At 45.7% G+C, this 19988-nt stretch carries 20 protein-coding genes; 13 read left to right on the plus strand and 7 right to left on the minus strand.

Annotation, left to right across the window (positions count from 1 at the left end; all coding sequences use genetic code 11):
- From J7K79_RS02030 to J7K79_RS02040, 3 genes are all read left to right on the plus strand, one after another.
- Positions 1 to 258: amino acid--tRNA ligase-related protein (locus tag J7K79_RS02030; protein ID WP_296904600.1), on the plus strand; the 258-nt coding region annotated here is incomplete at its 5' end.
- Entirely contained in the window at positions 255 to 1997 is a 1743-nt protein-coding gene (locus tag J7K79_RS02035; protein ID WP_296904602.1) for a peptidyl-prolyl cis-trans isomerase, read from the plus strand. The genes J7K79_RS02030 and J7K79_RS02035, both read left to right, overlap by 4 nt.
- A gap of 3 nt (positions 1998 to 2000) precedes the next feature.
- Positions 2001 to 3758, plus strand: a complete 1758-nt coding sequence (locus J7K79_RS02040) for an LTA synthase family protein (protein ID WP_296904604.1) — start codon at positions 2001 to 2003, stop codon at positions 3756 to 3758.
- A gap of 2 nt (positions 3759 to 3760) precedes the next feature.
- Here J7K79_RS02040 and J7K79_RS02045 read toward each other — a convergent pair whose 3' ends face one another.
- Positions 3761 to 4144: a hypothetical protein gene (locus J7K79_RS02045; RefSeq protein WP_296904606.1), complete on the minus strand. Its 384-nt coding sequence runs from the start codon at positions 4142 to 4144 to the stop codon at positions 3761 to 3763.
- Positions 4145 to 4370: 226 nt separating this feature from the next.
- Positions 4371 to 5678, minus strand: coding sequence for an MATE family efflux transporter (locus J7K79_RS02050; RefSeq protein ID WP_296904636.1), 1308 nt, complete (start codon positions 5676 to 5678; stop codon positions 4371 to 4373).
- Positions 5679 to 5808: 130 nt separating this feature from the next.
- Here J7K79_RS02050 and J7K79_RS02055 point away from each other — a divergent pair, with 130 nt between their 5' ends.
- A complete protein-coding gene (locus J7K79_RS02055; protein WP_296904608.1) occupies positions 5809 to 6411 on the plus strand; it encodes an HAD family hydrolase in 603 nt (200 codons plus the stop codon).
- Here the strand turns inward: J7K79_RS02055 and J7K79_RS02060 are convergent.
- The 5 genes from J7K79_RS02060 to J7K79_RS02080 are packed head-to-tail and all read right to left on the minus strand — an operon-like array spanning position 6398 to position 12432.
- The gene (locus tag J7K79_RS02060; RefSeq protein WP_296904610.1) at positions 6398 to 8320 is read right to left on the minus strand and encodes an HD domain-containing phosphohydrolase; all 1923 of its coding nucleotides are present in this window, start codon (positions 8318 to 8320) and stop codon (positions 6398 to 6400) included. The two genes, J7K79_RS02055 and J7K79_RS02060, sit on opposite strands and share 14 nt — an antisense overlap.
- Entirely contained in the window at positions 8278 to 9480 is a 1203-nt protein-coding gene (locus tag J7K79_RS02065; RefSeq protein WP_296904612.1) for a pyridoxal phosphate-dependent aminotransferase, read from the minus strand. Before J7K79_RS02065 ends, J7K79_RS02060 begins: the two co-directional genes overlap by 43 nt.
- A 1-nt stretch (position 9481) precedes the next feature.
- Positions 9482 to 10651: a class I SAM-dependent rRNA methyltransferase gene (locus tag J7K79_RS02070; protein ID WP_296904614.1), complete on the minus strand. Its 1170-nt coding sequence runs from the start codon at positions 10649 to 10651 to the stop codon at positions 9482 to 9484.
- Positions 10652 to 11374 carry an A24 family peptidase gene (locus tag J7K79_RS02075; RefSeq protein WP_296904616.1) on the minus strand — a complete coding sequence of 241 codons (723 nt, stop codon included), beginning with the start codon at positions 11372 to 11374 and terminating at the stop codon, positions 10652 to 10654. It abuts the gene before it with no gap.
- The gene (locus J7K79_RS02080; RefSeq protein ID WP_296904618.1) at positions 11359 to 12432 is read right to left on the minus strand and encodes a tetratricopeptide repeat protein; all 1074 of its coding nucleotides are present in this window, start codon (positions 12430 to 12432) and stop codon (positions 11359 to 11361) included. The genes J7K79_RS02075 and J7K79_RS02080 overlap by 16 nt, the downstream gene beginning before the upstream one ends.
- Positions 12433 to 12540: 108 nt before the next feature.
- Between J7K79_RS02080 and thiI the strand changes: the two genes are divergently transcribed.
- From thiI to J7K79_RS02125, 9 genes are read left to right on the plus strand one after another with little or no spacing between them, the layout of a single operon-like run.
- The gene (thiI, locus tag J7K79_RS02085; RefSeq protein WP_296904620.1) at positions 12541 to 13695 is read left to right on the plus strand and encodes a tRNA uracil 4-sulfurtransferase ThiI; all 1155 of its coding nucleotides are present in this window, start codon (positions 12541 to 12543) and stop codon (positions 13693 to 13695) included.
- Positions 13692 to 14435 (plus strand): 1-acyl-sn-glycerol-3-phosphate acyltransferase, encoded by a 744-nt coding sequence (locus J7K79_RS02090; RefSeq protein ID WP_296904622.1) that lies wholly within the window; start codon positions 13692 to 13694, stop codon positions 14433 to 14435. Before thiI ends, J7K79_RS02090 begins: the two co-directional genes overlap by 4 nt.
- Positions 14432 to 15586 carry a cysteine desulfurase family protein gene (locus tag J7K79_RS02095; protein ID WP_296904624.1) on the plus strand — a complete coding sequence of 385 codons (1155 nt, stop codon included), beginning with the start codon at positions 14432 to 14434 and terminating at the stop codon, positions 15584 to 15586. The genes J7K79_RS02090 and J7K79_RS02095 overlap by 4 nt, the downstream gene beginning before the upstream one ends.
- A gap of 33 nt (positions 15587 to 15619) precedes the next feature.
- Entirely contained in the window at positions 15620 to 16498 is an 879-nt protein-coding gene (locus J7K79_RS02100; RefSeq protein ID WP_296904626.1) for a YicC/YloC family endoribonuclease, read from the plus strand.
- Positions 16499 to 16512: 14 nt separating this feature from the next.
- Positions 16513 to 16791: a DUF370 domain-containing protein gene (locus J7K79_RS02105; protein WP_296904628.1), complete on the plus strand. Its 279-nt coding sequence runs from the start codon at positions 16513 to 16515 to the stop codon at positions 16789 to 16791.
- 11 nt (positions 16792 to 16802) lie between these two features.
- Positions 16803 to 17426: a guanylate kinase gene (gene gmk, locus J7K79_RS02110; RefSeq protein WP_296904630.1), complete on the plus strand. Its 624-nt coding sequence runs from the start codon at positions 16803 to 16805 to the stop codon at positions 17424 to 17426.
- The gene (locus tag J7K79_RS02115; protein ID WP_296904632.1) at positions 17411 to 17650 is read left to right on the plus strand and encodes a DNA-directed RNA polymerase subunit omega; all 240 of its coding nucleotides are present in this window, start codon (positions 17411 to 17413) and stop codon (positions 17648 to 17650) included. Before gmk ends, J7K79_RS02115 begins: the two co-directional genes overlap by 16 nt.
- Before the next feature lie 3 nt (positions 17651 to 17653).
- The gene (gene coaBC / locus J7K79_RS02120) at positions 17654 to 18838 is read left to right on the plus strand and encodes a bifunctional phosphopantothenoylcysteine decarboxylase/phosphopantothenate--cysteine ligase CoaBC (RefSeq protein ID WP_296904634.1); all 1185 of its coding nucleotides are present in this window, start codon (positions 17654 to 17656) and stop codon (positions 18836 to 18838) included.
- Positions 18762 to 19946: a L,D-transpeptidase family protein gene (locus J7K79_RS02125; RefSeq protein ID WP_296904638.1), complete on the plus strand. Its 1185-nt coding sequence runs from the start codon at positions 18762 to 18764 to the stop codon at positions 19944 to 19946. Before coaBC ends, J7K79_RS02125 begins: the two co-directional genes overlap by 77 nt.
- Positions 19947 to 19988 lie beyond the last annotated feature (42 nt).

The following is a 19988-nucleotide window of genomic DNA, read 5'->3' on the forward strand; positions in this document are numbered from 1 at the left end:
GATCAATATCAGAGGTTTTTAGAACAAGCGAAGATGAGGAAAGAGGGTGACGAGGAAGCTCACATGATGGACCTGGATTTTGTAAGAGCTCTCGAATACGGGATGCCTCCCACAGGAGGGCTTGGTATCGGTCTTGACAGGTTATTCATGTTCATCACAGATTCCCCCACAATAAGGGATGTCATTCCTTTTCCCCTTGTGAGGCCGAAAAAGTTTGAGGAAGAAGAGGCGGAATTTGAAGGAGGGTTCATGGAATGAGAAAATGGATGAAAAAATGGCAGGGAGTCATCATTTGGGCGATCGCCATTGCTTTCGTCGCGGGTATGATCTGGTGGTCTGTGTCGATAAACTTGAGGAGCACCCCCAGGAACGTAAACTATACTCTGGACCAGAGTCTTGCCTACATTACAAAAAATGGCACAGCGCTCAACGATCCCGCCTATTGGCTCATGCCCTGGGAAGTGAACGATTACTATTCAAATTTGTTGAACTCCTACAGGATCACTTCTCTGGATCCTCTGTTCGAAGAACCCAGGCTCAAGGCGTTGATAGCGGATGTGTTCCTTCAGCAGAAAGTAGTTCTCTACTACGCGGAGAAAAGCAACGTAAAACCTTCTAAGAAAGAGATAGAGCAGGAAGTAAATAACGTCATTAATACGATAAAGAGCGATCGGAACCAGCTTGAAAGGATAAAGAGGTTGTACGGAAGCCTGACAAACTACGAGAAAAACTACTTGGAACCTCAAACGCGCGTCCAACTCACCGTAAAGAAGGTCCGGGAAACGGTCGGTGCCGTGACGGAAGATGAGATAAAACAGTACTTTGAGGAAAACAAGGAAAATCTTCAAAATCAATACGACAGAGTGGACCTGGATGCCATATCGTTCGACAGCAGCTTCACCGCTCGGGAATTCTTGGCGAAAGCTAACGAATTGGGGTTCGATGAAGCAGCTTCCAGTATGGAACTCACAGTACAATCATTCTCCAACGCTACAAGGGGGATCTTCCCCGAAGAAATGGATACGGCTCTGTTCAGCGCCACTCCAGGTTCGATCGTCGGACCATTTTATTTCCTCGATCAGTGGTACGTGTTCAGGGTGAAAACTTCCTCGGTCCTCGCAGATTTCAACGCCTTTGAAAACAGTGACGCGTACAGTGAAGTAAAAACAAAACTGGAGCAGGAAAAGTTTCAGAAGTGGCTGAAAGAATTCATGAAGGAGGAGAAACTTTCTTACGCATTCAACGACCAGGTGCTCGAGTACTGGTGGAGATACTTGAAAAACGAGGAAGGTCTTTACGAAAAGCTATCAGATCTTCTTTTCCAGGAGGATAAGCTGGTAGAAGAAGGATCCGACGAATTGAAGTCGCTCTTCGTCCTTCTCTCTGACACGAAGATCCAAGAAATCACCAAGCAGATAGCTGAGATGACACAATACGAAGAAGCACTTAAAAAATCTCAGGAACCTGATAAAGATCTCGTGAAAAAGTACGGAAAACTTTCGCTCGAGGAAGTTGCCGAAAAGAAGAAGGAACTCGAAAACGAGAGAAAGGCGGTGGAGAGTCAAAAAAGAGCGGTTGTGGCCTATCTCTACGCGAACTACCCGTCTTCCACGTACGTGCTCGAGTACGCGTATCAGATGAATCCAAACGATGTCAACATCAGGTACAACTACTACTCTAACCTGTATAACCAGGTTAAACCGTATCTTTCAACAGGTGGATACGACCCAAATCAAGTTATCAGAGTCATGCTCGGTCTTTACACCGTTGCCAACGCCACAAACGCTTCCACCGACATGCGTCTTGATTCTTACTACATGCTTTACGACATGAGCCTTGCGTTGAAAGATCCCACGTCCGCAAAGTCCTATCTTGACGAGATGAAGAAGATAGATCCGAACTTCATGGACTATGAGTCCGCATATAATCAGGTGGAGTCTCTTTTAGAGGAGCTGAAAACGGAAGAATCCACTTCTTCGACAACAACAGGTGAGTGAGGAATGGGTGGTTATCTCCTTGTTCTTTTAACCGTTGTAAAACTCGTTTTGTTTTACGTTCACACATTGAATTCTTTCAGCGTTTCACTTGTTTTCAGCACAGCTGGCTGGATCATCGTTTTATTTCTGATCTTTCGGGGAGAGCACAAATTCCTTTACACAGTGCTCTCCCTTTTACTCTTCGTCGATTATCTGTATTTTCAAAACTTCGGGAATCTCCCTTCCATAAGGGAAATCACTCTGATTCCTCAAGTAGGTGATCTCGGGGGAGACATAAAATACTTCATCGATGCTTATTCTCTTCTCTTTGTGGCGGATCTTCCTTTCGTGTGGTTTCTTTTCAGAGAAAGAGGAAGACCCAAGTTCAGTCCCTTTACGCTGAACTTGATGCTGGTTTCTTTCACCTTTATTGCCGCCATCCACACATCTCAACATTTGGAACCGAAATTCGTTTTCAACAGATACGGGATGTTTTCTTACCATCTTCAAGATATAATCGATCTTTTCGTCCCTGGAGGTAGAAAGAACGAAGCCGAAGGGGTTCCAAAGGTAGAGACGGAAAAGCGTGCTTCACAAAAGAAGTTTTTCGGGATTGGAAAAGGAAAGAACGTGATAGTCGTTCAAATGGAGTCACTTCAGAACTTCGTTGTTGGTCTTAAGGTGAACGGTCAGGAGATCACACCGAACATAAACGCTTTTCTGAAGGACAATGACACGATCTACTTTTCAAGGTGCTACCAGCAAGTGGGAAGTGGGAACACGGCGGATGCCGAGTTTGTGGTCAACACTTCCATCCACACACTGGGGGACGTTGTGATCTATGAAGAGTATCCCATGATAAATCTCCCGACACTTCCCAAAATAATGAAGCTGAACGGCTATCACACAATCGTGTTTCATGGGAACGTTGCGTGGTTCTGGAACAGGGAGGAGGTCTACAAACACATGGGATTCGATGAATTTGTGAGTCTGGAAGATTTCAAACGGGACGAAATCTTCGGAATGGGCCTGGCGGACGTTTCTTTCTTCAAACAGGCCGTTCAGAGATTGAAGAACTATCCGCAGCCTTTCTATGCCTTCTTGATCACTATATCGAGTCACACGCCCTTTGTCATCCCTGAAGAGCACAGGAAACTGACCCTCCCAGAGGAAATAAGAGACACCATAGTCGGCCATTATCTTCAGGCTATACACTATGCGGATGAGGCTTTTGGAGTTTTCATGAAAGAACTCAAGCGTAGCGGGCTCTACGACAATTCGGTGATCGTTCTCTACGGTGATCATGCGGGGCTGTATCCGTTCAACAGAGAAGTCAAAATCAACATGCCAAAGCTCCTAGGGGAAGAATTCTCCTTTGAGAAAGCGCTCAACATTCCCTTTGCAATACATGTGCCTGGAAGTAGAGCTCACCGTACTGTAAAAACCGTAGGTGGGCAGATCGATTTTCTACCAACGATTCTCAACGTTATGGGTATAGAGTACAAAGGAGGCTTTTTCATGGGGCATGATCTTTTGAACACGGATCACGGTTTCGTTGCGTTGAGGTATCATGTCCCCGACGGTTCGTTCATAGACGACAATCGGATCTTCATAGTTTCCTGGGATGGAAGGCTGGATAAAAGTCTGGCCATTGAAAACGGTGAGAGCAGAAGTTACGTGGAGTTTCTGGATGGTTATGTGAAAGCTATACAGCAAATAGAAGCCTCCAGATACTTTGTTCTCAGAAATTGTAAATCTCTTTCAGACGTTGCAGGAAAGTGAATTCACGCTTCCTCTACGTGGAGCACAATCCTGTCGTCTTTGAACACCAAATTCGAAACTATGAGGTCTTCGAATACCTTGGAGATTTTCTTAGTGTAGAGGTGTATTTCGTTTCCACGGACTTCCAGACCATCTCTTTCTATCTTCTTCTTCAGCATCTCCATTAAAAAAGAAGGAACACCCACTTTCAGCACGATGGGATCATCCGGGACTCTCTGGATCGACAGAATCTTGATCTTCACGGAGATGGCAAAGGGAAAGGAACCGTGTTTCAGTTTGACCAGGAGATTTTCATCATCTTTCGAGATCGAAAAGTGAGAGATTCCTTCAGCACTTTTCAAAACAATTTTTTCGATGATAGAGTAGGAGGCTTCCATCTTTATCATAAGCATCCCTCCCCGATAACATTCTACCAGGAAGTGTGTGTAGATGAAGGCTCAGAAGAGTGGTGAAGGGATCGGAGAAACGTGGGTTGTACCCTTCAAGTACGTCCCCATCACTCTTAGAATCACCGGGACACATAGTGTGAAAAGGGGTCCACATGAACCATTCTTGGAGTAACGCCTTTCTGGTCGATGTAGAGAGCGGATCCGTTCGAGACGCGAGAGGGTATCAACTCACCTGAAATTCTCTTTTCAACTGATTTACCGTGAACCTTCCCCAAGTGAAGGTGATGAGAGCGGACGTGGCGTTCCCGAGGACGATACCCCACCAGGCTCCAGTGAGTCCAATGTTCAAAACGAATACGAGCAACCACGAGAAGAGAACCTGCATGATCACAGTTCTCATTATGGTCACGATGAGACTCTTTAAGCCCTGGCCCACCCCCTGAAACATGGAGGAAGTGAACATCCCAAAGGGAACACTAGGAAGAAAAAGACTCAGGATCCTGAGCGCTTTCACAAGTTCACCGTAAAGTCTTTCTCCTTCCTGAGAGTAAGTGAACGCCTTCGCTATGAAAGGTGCGAAGATGAGAATTGTTGTCGTCACCATCAGCCCGACGAAGAAACCGAGTTTCACGGCGTAAAGGTGTGCCGTTTCGAGTTTTTCGCCGTTTCTCTCACCGAACGCTGCTCCCGTGACAGACGTTACCGCCGTGGCCATCCCGATGAGTGGAACCGTGCCGAAATTTACCACACGCCATGCACTTGTGAAAACTGCCACTCCGTAATCTCCTCCCGCTTTCACTACGAAAACGTTCAACACGTAGATCGCCACAGACATTGTGATCTGGGCTAGAGAGGCTGGAATACCTATTTTCAGAATTTTCTTCAATATTTCTCCGTCCCACCTAAGACGAAAGGACACGTACGTGTCTTTTTTGAAGAGCAACCAGTACGAGATTAGAAAAGAAGAAACGGCGATCGATAGCACTGTGGCGTAGGCGGCTCCTTTGATACCCCATCCAAAGACGTATATGAACACGGGATCGAGGGCTATGTTGAGAAAAGACCCCACCATTATGGCGATCATCGTCCTTTTTGCATCTCCTTCCCCCCTGAGAACACCGTTCGCCACGTTGTTGAACATGATCAGGGGAATGGAGTATATGAGAACTACAGAGTATTCGAGAGCCAATCGAAGGGTCTCTCCACGCGCGCCGGCAAAACCGAGAATGGATGAAATGACGGGCAGAAAAACTGCAACACCCATCAACCCGATGATCACCGAAAGTAACATGGAGACTGAAGCAGCAGTATCGGCACCTGTTTTGTCTCTTTCACCGATCTTCTGGGACACAATGGAGCTGGCTCCGACACCTATACCCGCTGCAAGCGAAATGATGATCATGAATACTGGAAAAAACAAGCCTATTGCTGCCAATGCCTGGGGTCCAAGTCCAGCAACCCAGATTCCGTCCGCTAGGTTGTAGACCGTTTGGACCAGCATGGCAAGCATCATGGGAATGGAGAGTTTCACTATCGCTTTTCTGGGATCTCCTCTCAGAAGTTTGATCCCTCTCGTTTCTCTTTCCAAAACATCTCACCTCCTGTTAAAAATTCTATCACCGAACTAGTGTTAGAATAGTTAAAAAAAGGAGGGCAGGAAGATGAAGTTCTTTCTCTTCGATTACGATGGGACGCTGGCAGAAGACAATGGTTTTGCAAGGGAGTATTTCAAAAATCTGACTCTGTTTTTCAAAAAACGAGGAATCCCCCTCTCACCGAATCTGGTTCTTGATTGTGTGGAGGAAATAACGAGAAACCCTGATGGTTCCACCAATTTAGAGAGATACATGAGATGCCTTGAGAGGAAAACAGGGCGGAGAGCAGGGGAATGGAAAGATCTCTTCATGGAGTTCTACGAAAGTGAACTATTCGACTCCCTCAGGCACGCAGTCAAACCTGTAAAGAAAACGATAGACCTTCTTGAGGAAAAGAAAAAGAAAGGAAAAATCGTTCTTGCAACAAATCCTGTTTTTCCCAGAATCGCCATAGTGAAAAGATTGAATTGGATAGGTCTCTCAGAAGAAGATTTCCACCTGATAACGGATATGGAAAACTTCCACTTCTGCAAGCCCGATCCGAGGTATTACCTCGAAATATGCGAGAAGATCGGTACCTCTCCGGAGAACTGTGTCATGTACGGTGATGACGATCTGAACGACGGGGCATGCGAAAGAACGGGAATGAGGTTCATCAAAGTTCGCTGAAGTAACTCAGGGCAACCTTCAAAACAAGAGGATCCCACTGAAGACCCTCGTTCTTTCGAAGAATTTCAAGGGCCGTGTTCTTGTTCATCGCCTTTCTGTAGGGCCTGTCACTTGTCATAGCATCGAAGGCATCTGCTATTGCAATTATTCTGGACTCAAGAGGTATCTCCTCTCCGGAAAGGTTATCGGGATAGCCACCTCCTCCGTACCACTCGTGGTGATGCCGTACTATTTTGGCTATGTCTGAAAAATCCTCCACCTTGCTGATCAACTTTTCTCCCAGCTCGGGATGTTTTTTCACCTCTTCGTATTCTTCCTTTGTGAGCTTCGAGGTCTTATTGAGTATCGCTCCTCTCATCCCTATTTTTCCTATGTCGTGGAGCAGGGCAGCTATTCTTATTCTTTCGATCCTATGTTTTGAAAGTCCCATTCTTCTGGCGATCTCCTGGGCATATTTGGAAACCCTCAAACTGTGGCCACTGGTGTAAGGATCTTTCAGTTCCATAGCGTAAGAAAACGCCTCTATGGTCTGAAAGAACGTACTCCTCAACTTCCTATAGAGGTTCAACCTCGAAAGGAAAATGCTCAGAACGCGCGCCATCATCTTCAGAGTAGAAAACTCGAATTCAGAAAACGCCGCTTCTTTTTCCACCTCTATCACAAACGGCATGTCTTCGTACTCGAAAAAAACAGCAGCAGCGGATCTTGCCTTTCCACCCGTTACATCAAAGAACTCTGGAAAGTCCTTCACATCCTCAATGAGAATGTCTTTTCTTTCTCTGAAAGCTCTCATGACGATTCCTCGATTCAGGTTTGTCTTTTCTACTTTTTCATCTCTCAAAAAGAAAGTGGTCAGCTTGTTGTCCTCCAGCATGGAAATGGAAGACAGAACGATTCCTGGAAGTATATCCCTCAGGTAGTGGAGCATTTTCTCCAAAAGTTCTGTTCTATTCGAAACCACCAGAACTTCTTCCAGGGAGGTGAGCATATGAGACAGGGTATTTCTATTTTCCAGCACTTCACAGTAGGAGTCGTGTGCTCTCAAAAGAAAGAGTGAAAAGTTCATAATGGATTTCAAAAATGTTTCTTCGTCTCTTTCCAGCTTTCTCGATATGAACAACTTTACCTCCGAATTTTTCGATCTTTTTTGAAGGAAGCTCTCAGTTTTTTTTCCAACCATGAACTCCTGTTTTGAGTTTTTCACCGCGAGGCCCGAGAGAGGCTCCACCAGCTTTCTTGAGTCGTAAAAGACCTTCTCCAGGATAGGGAAGGGATCAATTTCAAGGTCTATTTCTCCCATGATCTCCATCATCCTGTTCAGCTGGTTGGACAGCACCTGAAGACTTTCGTAGGACGCCTCCAGTTCTTGATTCACCGCGGTGAGCTGCTGGTTCAATGCCGTTAGTTCTTGGTTAACAGCGGAAAGCTCTTCTGTTTTTTTCTGTAAACTTTCCTCGCTTTTCTTTCTCCATTTTTTCTCAAGCAAAAGAAGAGAAAAGGCAAAAATGGCGAGAAAGGAAGGGATGTAGTCTTCTTTAATGGCACTTAAGATAGAAAAGAGCACAAGGAAAGAGACAAAGAGAGTCTCCAGAAAGAGAAGGGTTTTTTCAAAGGGGTTCTTTCTTATGAAAACAGCGAAGCTCAGCACCGCGATGGATACATAAAAGAGAGGAATGTTGATCAACGCAAGAGGAAGTGTCAGAAGGATCAGAAAGCTGTTCGAGCCAAGGATCTCCAGAGCGTAAGCAACTAGAAAAGCCGTCAAAAGGGATTGCCAACCCCCAAAGACGAACGGAAGGGAGAAAGGAGCAACTTTCAAGAGTCTTTTCAGCCTGAGATCTTTCGGAATGGAAAGATAAAGAGCGACTAGGAAAGACAACGCCGTGCCGAAGAGAACTTTTTCAACCACGTGTTCAATCCCTCCATGAGGACATCCATAGCCCTTGAAAGCGATTTTTTCTCGAGTACACAGGCAATTCTGATCTCTCTTTTTCCCAGCCCCGGTGTGATGTAGAATCCTTTCAGCGGTGCAACCATCGTTGTTTCACCGTTAAGATTGAAATCTGTGAGCATCCATTTGGCAAACTCCTCCGCATTTTCCACGGGAAGCTCTACAGTGACGTAGAAAGCTCCTGAGGGTCTTGTGAATTTTTTCAAACCGTGCTCCTCGAGTTTGTCGATAATGATTTCGACTCTTTCCCTGTACGTTTCTCTGACAGTTTCGAAAAAATCGTCATCAAGATTCAAAAGAGCAACAGAACCTATCTGTTCAAGAAGAGGAGGTGACAGCCTTCCCTGGGCCAGTTTCATGGCATGTTTCAGCACACGCTCGTTTTTTGTGATGAGGCACCCCACCCTCGCTCCACATGCACTGAATTTCTTTGAGACACTGTCCACTACTATTACCCTATCGTTTTCTAGGGTCATAGCACTCACGAAATTTCCTCGAAACACTATCTCGCTGTAAACTTCGTCGACTATCATGAAAAGATCGTTTCTTTCAACGAAATCCAGAAGGTAGTGCAAATCTTTTTCTCCATAGACCACCCCTGTGGGGTTGCAGGGATTGGACAGCACGATCGCCTTCGTTCTATCACTTACAAAGTTGTCCAGATTGTTAGGAATCGAGAAGTTGTCCTCCATTCGCCTGACTACAGGCACGAGCTTCACACCAGCTATCCTCGCGAAAGCTCTGTAGTTGGCGTAAAAGGGTTCTAAAACGAGTATCTCGTCACCAGGATCCGCCACCACAGTGAAGGAGAAAAGAATCGCTTCGCTTCCTCCATTTGTAACTAGGACGTTCTCCGGTTCCACGCTAGCGTTTTGTCTTCTTTGATAGTAAGAGGCAAACGCTTCTCGAAGTTCCCGTATACCAGCAGAGTGCGAATAGTAAACAACATCAGGTCTTTTTCTTTGAATGCTTTTAAAGAATACTCCAGGAGTTTTCAGGTCAGGCTGGCCGATGTTCAGATGGTAGATCTTTATGCCACGCCTCCTCGTCGTTTCGGCGTACGGCACGAGTTTTCTTATGGGACTCTCCTCGAATTTCAGTACGCGCTCCGAAAACACGTTACCACCTCTTCTCAACTTGGAAAATGTAGAACTTCAGATACTGGGTTTCCGGAACGTTCAGGAGGATAGGATGATCGGAGGGTTGTCCCCCCTTCTTCAACACGGTCAAGCAGGTCCTAGTATCGAAGGAAGCATTCATGAGGACCCTTCTGAACGTTTCCTCGGAAACTATCTGGGTACAGGATGATGTCACAAGGATCCCTGGTTTTCTCAAAATTTTCATCGCTCTCAGGTTTATTTCCTTGTATCCTCTCTTTGCGTTCTCAAGGCTTTTGGAGCTCTTCGCAAAGGATGGAGGATCCAACACCACAAGATCGTATTTTTCGCTGCTTCTGTCAAAGCTTTTCAAGATGTCGAAAGCATTACCAACGATTGTATTGAAACTTTTAAAGCCATTCATTTTCAGTATTTCTCTTGCGATTTCCAGGGATCTTTCGGAGTAATCCACGAGGGTGACGTGCTTGGCTCCACCTTTCAGGAGATGGGCTGCGAAGTTTCCTGTATAGGAAAAGACATCCAGACATACCTTATTTTCAGCGAAGTCGAACACCATCCTGGCGTTCTCTCTCTGATCCAAAAAGAAACCGGTCTTCTGTCCCTTCGTGTCCGCAAGGAACCTCAGCCCGTTCATCTTGAATTCGATCAGCTCGGGACCCCCACCGTAGATCCATCCTTCGTGATCTTCCAAACCTTCTTTCTCACGAAATGTTCCAACCGACTTTTCGTATATTCCCTTCGGTCGAAAAAGCTCTATCAAAGCATCCAGAATCCACTCTTTCATCCTTTCCATTCCTAACGTTGTAATCTGGATGACAGCGTAATCACCGAAAAGATCCACGATGAGACCCGGTAAAAAGTCCCCCTCACCGTGCACCACCCTGAAAGCACTTGTGTCCTCGATGGATCTTCTTTTTTTGAGGGCGTCCTCTATTCTTTTCTTTATGAACTCACGGTCTATTTTCTCGTTTCTCCAGGTGAGAATCCTCACTCTGATTTTCGAGTGATCGTTTATGTATCCCCTTCCGAAGAAAGAACCATCGGGTCTGAAGAGATCCACCACTTCTCCGTTTTCATAGTCACCTTCCACCCTCGAGATCTCGTTTTCGTAAACCCACAGATGACCGCCTAAAAGCCTTTTGCTGAGTTTTTCAAGAAAAACCCTGGCCAACTACAACCACCTCGTCGTATACGATATGAGAAACAGGGTGTATCCCCCCAAGGCGAGGAAAGGTCCGAACGGAATGCGCATTTTTATATCCATTTTACCCTTTCCCCTTATCAGCGCAAACAGAATACCGGAAATTGACGCAACGAGAACAGCGATTATGGCAGGGAAGGGGGAAAGAAGAATACCCATCCCCATTGCAAGAATCACGTCTCCCATCCCCAGACCATCTCTGTAAAAAAACTTCAAAACCAAAAACATAGCCGTCACGATAAAAAAAGCCATCAGGTGGTCCAGAAAACGTTCTCTCAACGCCACAATGAAGGAAGAGGCAACAACAGTGAAATTCAGGTAATCTGGTATCAGAAAAGTTTCAAGATCTATGAAGGAAATAGCGATCAAAGACGAAGATATCGTACATGCCAGAAAAAGATCTAGGGAGTCTTTCATGAGGAGAGAATTCAAGAGAAACACCACCCCTGTTAAAAGCTCCACAATCGGATATCTCAAAGGAATTTTCCAGCCACAATACCTGCATCTTCCCTTCAAAAGGATGTAGCTCAAGAGGGGCACGTTGTCGTACCATTGTATCTTTCTTTTACAATTAGGACAAAACGAATAAGGAGGATCCCATAGTTTGAGACCCTCCCTCGTTGATCTATAAATCACCACGTTCAAAAAACTTCCAATTATCAGTCCAAGACCGAACATCAAGATATGCCACAAGCTGCTTTTTCCTCCTCTGTAAGAAGCTCGTCGAAGATTTCTTTCTTTCCATAATAATACCAGACGTTCGTCTGCTCGAGGTCTTCGAGTATTTCTCTTGCTTTATCGACTTTTCCCATCTTCACATAAGGAACCACAAGAAGGAGTCTTGCAAGCGTGTTCAGAGGAGATGATTCGACTATCTTTTCCAATTCTTCAGCCACTTTTTCGTATTTTCCATGCCTGAGCATCACCTTCGCCCACGGTTCTATCTCGGTGGGATACGTTGGCTTGGCCTTCATAATACGTTCCTCCATCTCTTTCGCTTTCCTTTCCTCGCCGAGCGTTCTGTAAAGTTCCGAGAGCTGATACAAGGCGGGAATGTTCTTCTGGTCTCTTTTCAGGAGCCTCTCCAATGTTCTGATGGCAAGATCTTTTCTGTTCATCTCTTGATATGTCTCTGCCAAAACGAAATAGGTGAGCTTGTCATCGGGGGCATACTCCAGTTCTCTTTCCCAGTAATGAACGGCTTTTTCGTAGTCACCAAGATTATAATAAGCCTCTCCCAGGGAAGCGTAAGCCTGTACAAGCCACGGATCTATTTCCACCGCTTTGTCGAGGTATTTAATTCCCTCTTCTACCCTTCCCTGTTCAACGAGAAGGGTTCCCTTCAATTCGTACGCTGGAGCGTAGTTGCTGTCGATGTCGAGCATGAACTTGATTATGTCGTGCGACACATCGTAAAGATTTCGGTCTGCGTACTCAAGGGCAAGATCGTAGAGTCCTTTCAGAGAGACGTTTTTGAAGTCCTTCACACTTATCTCTTCCTCTTCAAGCCACTTCTGAAACTCCGGAAAGATAAGAGGTTCGTAAACGGTTTCGTCTAGGTGGACGATCCCTTCCAGTTTTTCGCACGTTTGAACCTCCTTCATTATGTTTTTCTTCGCTTCCATATCCTCTTTCAAGAGCTCCCAGTCACCTTCATAGAGAAGATCTCTGAGAGCCACCACAAGGGGTGTGGAAGTGGTGATATCTACCTTGTCGCCGGACAAAGCGAGTGTTATTATATGTTCTGCCATGTAGCATCCCTCCTGAAACTTTCGGTTCATCTTTATTTTACATTATACACCTGGGATCGGCAACCTCTTTTCGTTCATTTGCTAAAATTCTATCCGGAGGTGGATGGGTTGAGAGTTTACATCGTAAGGTATGCCGAGATAGGTCTTAAGGGGAAAAACAGAAAAAACTTCGAAGACGCCCTCAAAAAGAACATCGAAAGGGTAACGGGCGTGAAAGTGAAAAAGCAGTGGGGAAGGTTCATCATACCGGTTGAGGATACCAATCTCGACGATAAGCTGAAAAAGATCTTCGGAATTCAGAACTTCAGTAAGGGGTTTCTTGTGAGTCACGACTTCGAAGAGGTAAAAGAGACTGTCCTTGCTGCGGTGAAAGAAAAATTGGAGCAGGGGGAATTCAAGACCTTCAAAGTTCAGGCAAAAAAGGCATATAAGGAGTACAGAAAAGGCGTCTATGAAATGAACAACGAACTCGGCTCTCTTGTTCTCAGAAATTTCAAAGAACTCAGTGTGGATGTACACAATCCGGATTTTGTTCTGGGAGTTGAAGTGAGACCGGAAGGTATCCTTGTGTTCACAGACAAGGTAGAGTGCTACGGTGGGCTCCCCGTTGGCACAGGTGGGAAGGCGATTTTGCTCCTCTCTGGGGGAATAGACAGCCCGGTTGCTGGATGGTACGCACTGAAGAGGGGTGTTTTGATAGAATCCGTCACCTTCGTATCACCTCCGTTCACTTCAGAAGGTGCCGTTGAAAAGGTGAAAGACGTTCTCAGGGTGCTCAGAGAGTTCAGTGGAGGGTATTCTTTGAGATTGCATGTGGTGAATCTCACTCAAGTTCAGCTCAAGATAAAAAAGAGTGTCCCAGACAGATATTCCCTGATCATGTACAGGAGATCCATGTTCAGGATAGCGGAGAAGATCGCGGAAGAAGTCAACGCGATCGCCTTCTACACTGGAGAGAACGTGGGGCAAGTGGCGAGCCAAACGCTGGAAAACCTGTGGTCGATCGAGAGTGTCACAACAAGACCTGTGATCAGACCTCTTGCAGGATTCGACAAGACGGAGATCGTGAACAAGGCAAGAGAAATAGGAACGTATGAGATATCTATAAAACCATATCAGGATAGCTGTGTTTTCTTCGCTCCGAAGAATCCTGCTACAAGATCTCACCCCTCTGCTTTAGAGGAGTTGGAACAAAAGATACTTGACCTTTCGGTTCTCGAAGAGGAGGCGTTCAAGTCGAGAAAGATCGAGGTGATAGAGTGAAAAAGTTCAGAGAGTTTCTGGTGACTCTGTACTTCTATTTCATTGCGACCGTTTATATCGTCTTCTACGGTGGTTTCGTTCTCCTCAGATCTTTCCTGATGAGGGATAAAGAAGAAGCAAGAAGGTATGTTTTGAAAGAAATAAAAAAGTTCGGAAGGAGAGCGTTCGGGTGGCTCTTCTCCAAGGTGATCGTCGAGGGTGAAGAGAACATACCAAAGGACAGAAATTTCATTGTTGTGGCGAATCATCAGAGTCTCATGGACATTCCTTTGATACTTGGATTTGTCGCCACAGGAGCTTTCATTGCTAAGGAGGAACTGAGGAAGATACCGGGCGTGAACTGGTACATAAAGTACTTGAACGGTGTTTTCCTTGATAGAAAAAATCCAAGAAAAGCGGTGAAGGCGCTGAGAGAAGCAATCGAGAAATTGAGAAACGGTGTCACGTTCATCGTCTTTCCGGAGGGAACAAGATCACCGAATGGTGAGATGCTTCCATTCAAAAAGGACAGCCTCATGATCGCTATGAGGACCGGTGTTCTTGTTCTTCCTGTGTCCATCTGGGGAACCTACCATCTGATACCGAAGAATCACTGGGTCTTCACGCCTGGCAAAGTGTTTCTCAGGATACACAAACCCGTCAATCCAAGGGAATTCTCCAAAGAAGAAGAGTTGAGAAAGTACGTGGAAGGCGTCATCAAAAAGGGTGTGGAAGAGCTGAAAGAGAGGTGGTCGGAATGAGGGTTTACTTCGATAACAACGCGACAACGAAAGTAGATGAACGTGTCCTGGAAGAGATGGTCACGTTCTATAGGGAAAAATTCGGAAATCCCAACTCCGCCCACGGGATGGGGATAAAGGCGAACCTTCATCTCGAAAGAGCAAGGGAGAAGGTTGCAAAAATTCTCGGTGTGTCACCTTCCGAGATATTCTTCACTTCGTGTGCGACGGAAGCGATAAACTGGATACACAAAGCGGTTGCAGAGGTTTTCGAGAGGAGAAAAAGAACCATCATCACAACTCCCATAGAGCACAAGGCAGTTCTTGAAACACTGAAGTATCTCTCTTTTAGAGGTTTCAAGGTGAAATACGTCCCTGTTGACTCCAGGGGTGTTGTGAAACTGGAAGAACTGGAGCGAGCGATCGATGATGACACGTTCCTTGTTAGCGTAATGGCTGCGAACAACGAAGTGGGAACTGTTCAGCCCATAGAGGAAATCGTGAAAGTCGTAAAGAAAAAGAGCAGAGAAATCTTGGTGCATGTGGACGCCGTTCAGACAGTAGGGAAAATACCCTTTTCTCTCGATGAACTGGACGTGGATTATGCAAGTTTCAGTGCGCACAAATTCCATGGTCCAAAGGGTGTTGGTATAGCGTTCATAAAAAAAGGTGCCCCCATACGTCCCTTCATACACGGAGGCGGGCAGGAAAAAGGTCTCAGATCCGGTACCCAGAACGTTCCGGGTATAGTCGGTGCGGCAAGAGCGATGGAACTTGCCGTTGAGAACCTTGAGAGTGTTATAGAGCACATGGAAAAACTGAGAAGAAAACTCGTTGAAGGTTTGAAAAAACTTGGAGCGTACATCATAACACCGCTTGATGTTTCGCTCCCCAACACTCTTTCTGTCTCTTTTCCGAATCTAAGAGGATCCACCCTCCAGAATCTCCTTTCCAGCCACAACATATTCGTTTCCACTTCCTCGGCCTGTACAAGCAGGGATGAACGTCTCAGCCACGTTCTGGAGGCCATGGGAATCGATCGTAAGATCGCTCAGGGGGCCATAAGAATCAGTCTTTGCAGGTACAACACAGAAGAAGAAGTGGACTATTTTCTAGAGAAAATGGGAGAAATTATGAGCTTTTTTGGAATAAATGAAAATAATCACCGATAATGGTATAATTTCAACCAGAAGGGGGAATATCTGGTGATAAAAAGCATGACAGGTTTCAGCAGAGTCGAAAGAGTGTCTGGCCCCTACCATTTCAGAGTGGAAGTGAAATCTCTCAACTCCAGAGGTTTGAACATTATCAACCAGATACCAGGGTACCTATCTATGAAAGAGCTGGAAATGAACACCATCTTTCAAGAGTACGTGAGGAGAGGAAAAATACACCTCAGAGTTCAGATAAAGTTCCTTGAACCACCGAAAGTCCTCGAAATTGACAGGAACGTTGTTCAAGCCTACCACTCCATGCTCGAAGATATCGTCAACGCGCTTTCTCTACCTGAGCCAGTGAAGTTGTCGGATCTTTTGGTGTTCAAAGATGTTTTTCGGATGGAACTTTCGGACGAAGAAGTTGAGAGCATCTGGAGCCATTTCGTGCCAATTCTCAAAGAGTCGCTGGAGAAACTGGTTGAGGAAAGACGAAAAGAGGGAGCAAAAATCGCTGTCGATTTGAAGAAGATCCTGGAAGATCTACTCGCAATAGTCGAAAAGATAGAAAGAATCTCAGACCAGCTTCCTGCCCTTTATCGGGAAAAATTGAAGGGAGAAGTCGAAAAGATACTTCCTCAAGACGTTTCAGTGAGAGAAGATGTGTTAGAGAACCACGTGGCCTTCATATCAACGAAAACTGACATAAGAGAAGAGATAACACGCCTCAAAAGTCATATAAGAAGGGCGTTTGAGCTGATCGAAAGTGACGCTCCTGTGGGGTTGAACCTCGATTTTCTCGGTCAGGAGATGTTGAGGGAGTTGAACACAATCCTATCGAAGTCGATTTCTGTCGACATATCCAATCTTGCTCTTGAAGGGAAGGTGCTCGTTACCCAGTTCAGAGAGCAGGTTCAAAACATTGAATGAGGGGGAGGAAGAGAATGTACGGTTTGATCAACATCGGCTTTGGGAACGTCATAGCGGGAGACCGTGTGATAGCCATCGTGAATCCAGAGTCTTCACCCTTGAAAAGGATGAAAGATGAGGCAAAGATAGAGGGAAAACTTATCGATGCAACTTACGGAAGAAAGACAAGGTCCATAATCATCACTGACAGCAATCATATCATTTTGAGTGCCATACAACCGGAAACGATCGCACAAAGATTCATGGAGAACTTCTACGAGATAGAAAGAAGCCTGCGGGAAAGTAAAAGGTAGGAGTGTGAACGATGAAAGGGCAGCTCTTCGTTATCTGCGGACCATCAGGAGCGGGGAAGACCAGCATCATCAAAGAAGTTCTCAAAAGTGTAGACAACGTGGTATTTTCCGTCTCCTGCACCACCAGGCCAAAGCGGCCTCACGAGGTAAGTGGAAAAGATTATTTCTTCATCACAGAAGAGGAGTTTTTGAGGCGTGTTGAAAAAGGAGAGTTCCTCGAGTGGGCACGTGTGCACGGTCATCTTTACGGAACACCCCGCTCTTTTGTTGAGAAACACATCGCCGAGGGCAAAGATGTGATATTGGATATCGATGTACAGGGCGCATTGTCTGTCAAAAAGAGTTATCCGGACGCCGTGTTCATATATGTTGCTCCTCCGTCCTATTCGGACCTGAAAGAGAGGATCCTCGCGAGGGGGACGGAAAAAGAAGCAGACATCCTCGTGAGGCTGGAAAATGCGAAATGGGAACTGATGTTCATGGACGAGTTCGATTACATCGTAATCAACGAGGATCTTCAAAAGGCCATAGAAACGGTAGTGTCGATTTTGATGGCGGAGAGAGCAAAAGTTCTCAGAAACCTAGATAGAATAGAGCGGTTCAAAATGGAGGTGAAAGGATGGAAAAAATGGTGAAGTTCGAACTCAAATACGACGAGCTCCTGGAAAAGATCCCCTACAAATACGCTATCCCGGTCGTTGTGGCCAAGCGAGCGGAGGCCATCAGAGAGTACGCAAAGCCCTTTGTGGCCACAGAGGATGAGAATCCGGTCAGCACAGCTTTCATGGAGCTGAGCATGAACTACATCAGAATAAAGAACGAAGACATCCTCAAGGCCCTCATTCCGAAGGTGAAGTGATACATGAAGATCGTACTCGGTGTCAGCAGTGGTATAGCGATCTACAAGGCAGTCGATCTTGTTAGCAGACTTCGAAAGGAAAACCACAAGCTCTGTGTGGTAATGACTCCGGATGCAACTAAGCTGGTCTCACCGGTGGTGTTCTCCTCGGTAGGGAATTGCCCGGTGTATTCCGACTGGATGGATGTGAAGGACGGGTGGATTCCTCACACGGAACTTTCCAGGACAGCAGACATGCTCCTTATCGCTCCTGCAACGGCCAACACGATCTCCAAGATCGCAAACGGCATCGCCGACAACCTTCTCACCCTTGTTGCGATGGGTTTTAGCAAAAAAGCAAAGATCCTTGTGCCAACGATGAACCATAGGATGTACGTGAATCCGATTTTTCAAGAAAACCTCGAAAAACTGAAAAAGCTTGGCTGGTTTGTAGTGGAACCAGAAGAGGGTTATCTTGCCTGTGGAGAAATTGGCAAGGGAAGGTATCCTGAGAACGAGAAGATAGTTGAAGCAGTGTACCTTCTCACGACTCCAAAAAAACTCGCTGGGAAGCGTGTGTTGATAACAGCAGGACCGACACGAGAGAGGATAGACACTGTGAGGTTCATCACCAATGCGAGCTCAGGTAAGATGGGATACGCACTGGCAACGGTTGCAAAGAGAATGGGAGCAACGGTGTGTCTGGTATCTGGCCCCACATACCTGAGACCACCTTATTTCGTGGACGAATTCGTATCGGTTGAAAGTTCAGAAGAGATGTTCAACGAAGTGATGAAAAGATACGACGAAGTGGACATAGTTATCATGAACGCTGCTGTCGGTGATTACAGGCCAAAAGAAACGTTCAGTGGAAAGTTGAAGAAGACGGAAAAAGAGCTGATTCTACACCTTGAAAGAACCAAGGATATCCTCGAAGAGCTCGGTCACAGGAAGAAACACCAGTTCCTTGTTGGTTTTGCGGCGGAGATCGGAAACTTTGAAGAAAACGCTTTGAAAAAGCTGAGAAAGAAGAATCTGGATCTCATCATTTTAAACGACGCAAGAAAGGCTTTCTCCTCAGAGAGGGTGGAGGTGTTCATCTACGCTCAAGAAGGTCTTGTCAAAAGAATTGATGAAGATGACAAGATTCGTGTGGCTGGCGGTATTCTTGATGTTATTTCAAACATCGCTGGCGGATCATCTTATTGAATTAAAGAACGTGGGTGAGGGTGAGATAACCCTCTCTGTAAGAAAACTCTACACCGGTGAGATTAAGAACTTTTACCTCTACACCCCTACGGGTTTCGTTTTCCCCAAAAGAGTGAAAAGTGATGAGTACACTTTCGAAGTGAGACCCGGTGATCTTATCATCCCAGTAGTTGAAGGCGTCAATGTTCTTGGTAAGAGGATGTATCACGTATCACCTTCGTTTTTGAGGGTACCCCAGAGAAAGCCAAAGATAAAAATCATCTCGGATATCAAAAAAAGTGGTGTCTACATCTATGTTGTTGTTACAGCTGGTGATTTCACACCAATTTTCTTGAAGGTAGAAAACAGGATCTTCAGGTTCTTCGAACTTGAAGGAAAGTGGATCAGCGTTTTCAAGTCCTTCCTTGAAGACGGATCTCACGTTGTAAGGATTCAATTCAAAGGACCTTTTGGCTATACCTTTTCCATTGAAAAAGAAATTTACGTTATAAAACAAGTGGCCGTTCCTATGCGTGGAGAAGATGGGACCTTTGACTACACCGTGTTCACCCAGCACGTTGTTCAAAGGGGTGAAACCCTCTGGAGCATAGCAAATCAGTACAGAGTGAGGGTGGGTGACCTGGTTCTGATAAACCATCTGGAAGATCCAGATAGGATCGTAGCGGGACAAATTTTGAAGATAGGTCGCGTTACTTTTCGGGAGAATCCCGTCACGATCGTTGTCAACCTGTTTTCCTCCAAGCTGGGGCTCTACTATGATGGCGTTTTACTGAAGGTGTATCCGGTGGCTCTAGGAAGGAGTGATGCCACCCCGCCTGGAAAATACTGGATCTTGAGAAAAGAGATCGATCCTGCTCTTTACTGGTTTGGGGAGTACATCTCACCCAGGACACCGTTGAATGGACTTGGAACGAGGTATCTTCAACTTTCGAACTCCACCTATGCGATCCACGGGACTTCAAAACCTTGGGAAATAGGAAAGAGGATATCGCACGGGTGCATAAGAATGTTCAACAGGGATGTAGAAGAACTAGATGCTTTTGCGGGTGTGGGAACGGAAGTGATCGTTGTAAAAGAAAAGGGAGATTTTCCGGAAAGGCTTTATTGAAAGAACAAAGCGGGAGAGTTCCCCCGCTTTTCTCACCAAGAA

Source organism: Thermotoga sp., from assembly GCF_021162145.1.
Lineage (GTDB): Bacteria > Thermotogota > Thermotogae > Thermotogales > Thermotogaceae > Thermotoga.

Bases quoted from the DNA above. Each gene is read 5' to 3' on its own strand.
- J7K79_RS02055 (WP_296904608.1), top strand. From the start codon at position 5,809: ATGAAGTTCTTTCTCTTCGATTACGATGGGACGCTGGCAGAAGACAAT.
- coaBC (WP_296904634.1), top strand. From the start codon at position 17,654: ATGAAGATCGTACTCGGTGTCAGCAGTGGTATAGCGATCTACAAGGCA.
- gmk (WP_296904630.1), top strand. From the start codon at position 16,803: ATGAAAGGGCAGCTCTTCGTTATCTGCGGACCATCAGGAGCGGGGAAG.
- J7K79_RS02035 (WP_296904602.1), top strand. From the start codon at position 255: ATGAGAAAATGGATGAAAAAATGGCAGGGAGTCATCATTTGGGCGATC.
- J7K79_RS02105 (WP_296904628.1), top strand. From the start codon at position 16,513: ATGTACGGTTTGATCAACATCGGCTTTGGGAACGTCATAGCGGGAGAC.
- J7K79_RS02080 (WP_296904618.1), bottom strand. From the start codon at position 12,432: ATGGCAGAACATATAATAACACTCGCTTTGTCCGGCGACAAGGTAGAT.
- J7K79_RS02115 (WP_296904632.1), top strand. From the start codon at position 17,411: ATGGAAAAAATGGTGAAGTTCGAACTCAAATACGACGAGCTCCTGGAA.
- J7K79_RS02040 (WP_296904604.1), top strand. From the start codon at position 2,001: ATGGGTGGTTATCTCCTTGTTCTTTTAACCGTTGTAAAACTCGTTTTG.
- J7K79_RS02095 (WP_296904624.1), top strand. From the start codon at position 14,432: ATGAGGGTTTACTTCGATAACAACGCGACAACGAAAGTAGATGAACGT.
- J7K79_RS02125 (WP_296904638.1), top strand. From the start codon at position 18,762: ATGAAGATGACAAGATTCGTGTGGCTGGCGGTATTCTTGATGTTATTT.
- J7K79_RS02045 (WP_296904606.1), bottom strand. From the start codon at position 4,144: ATGATAAAGATGGAAGCCTCCTACTCTATCATCGAAAAAATTGTTTTG.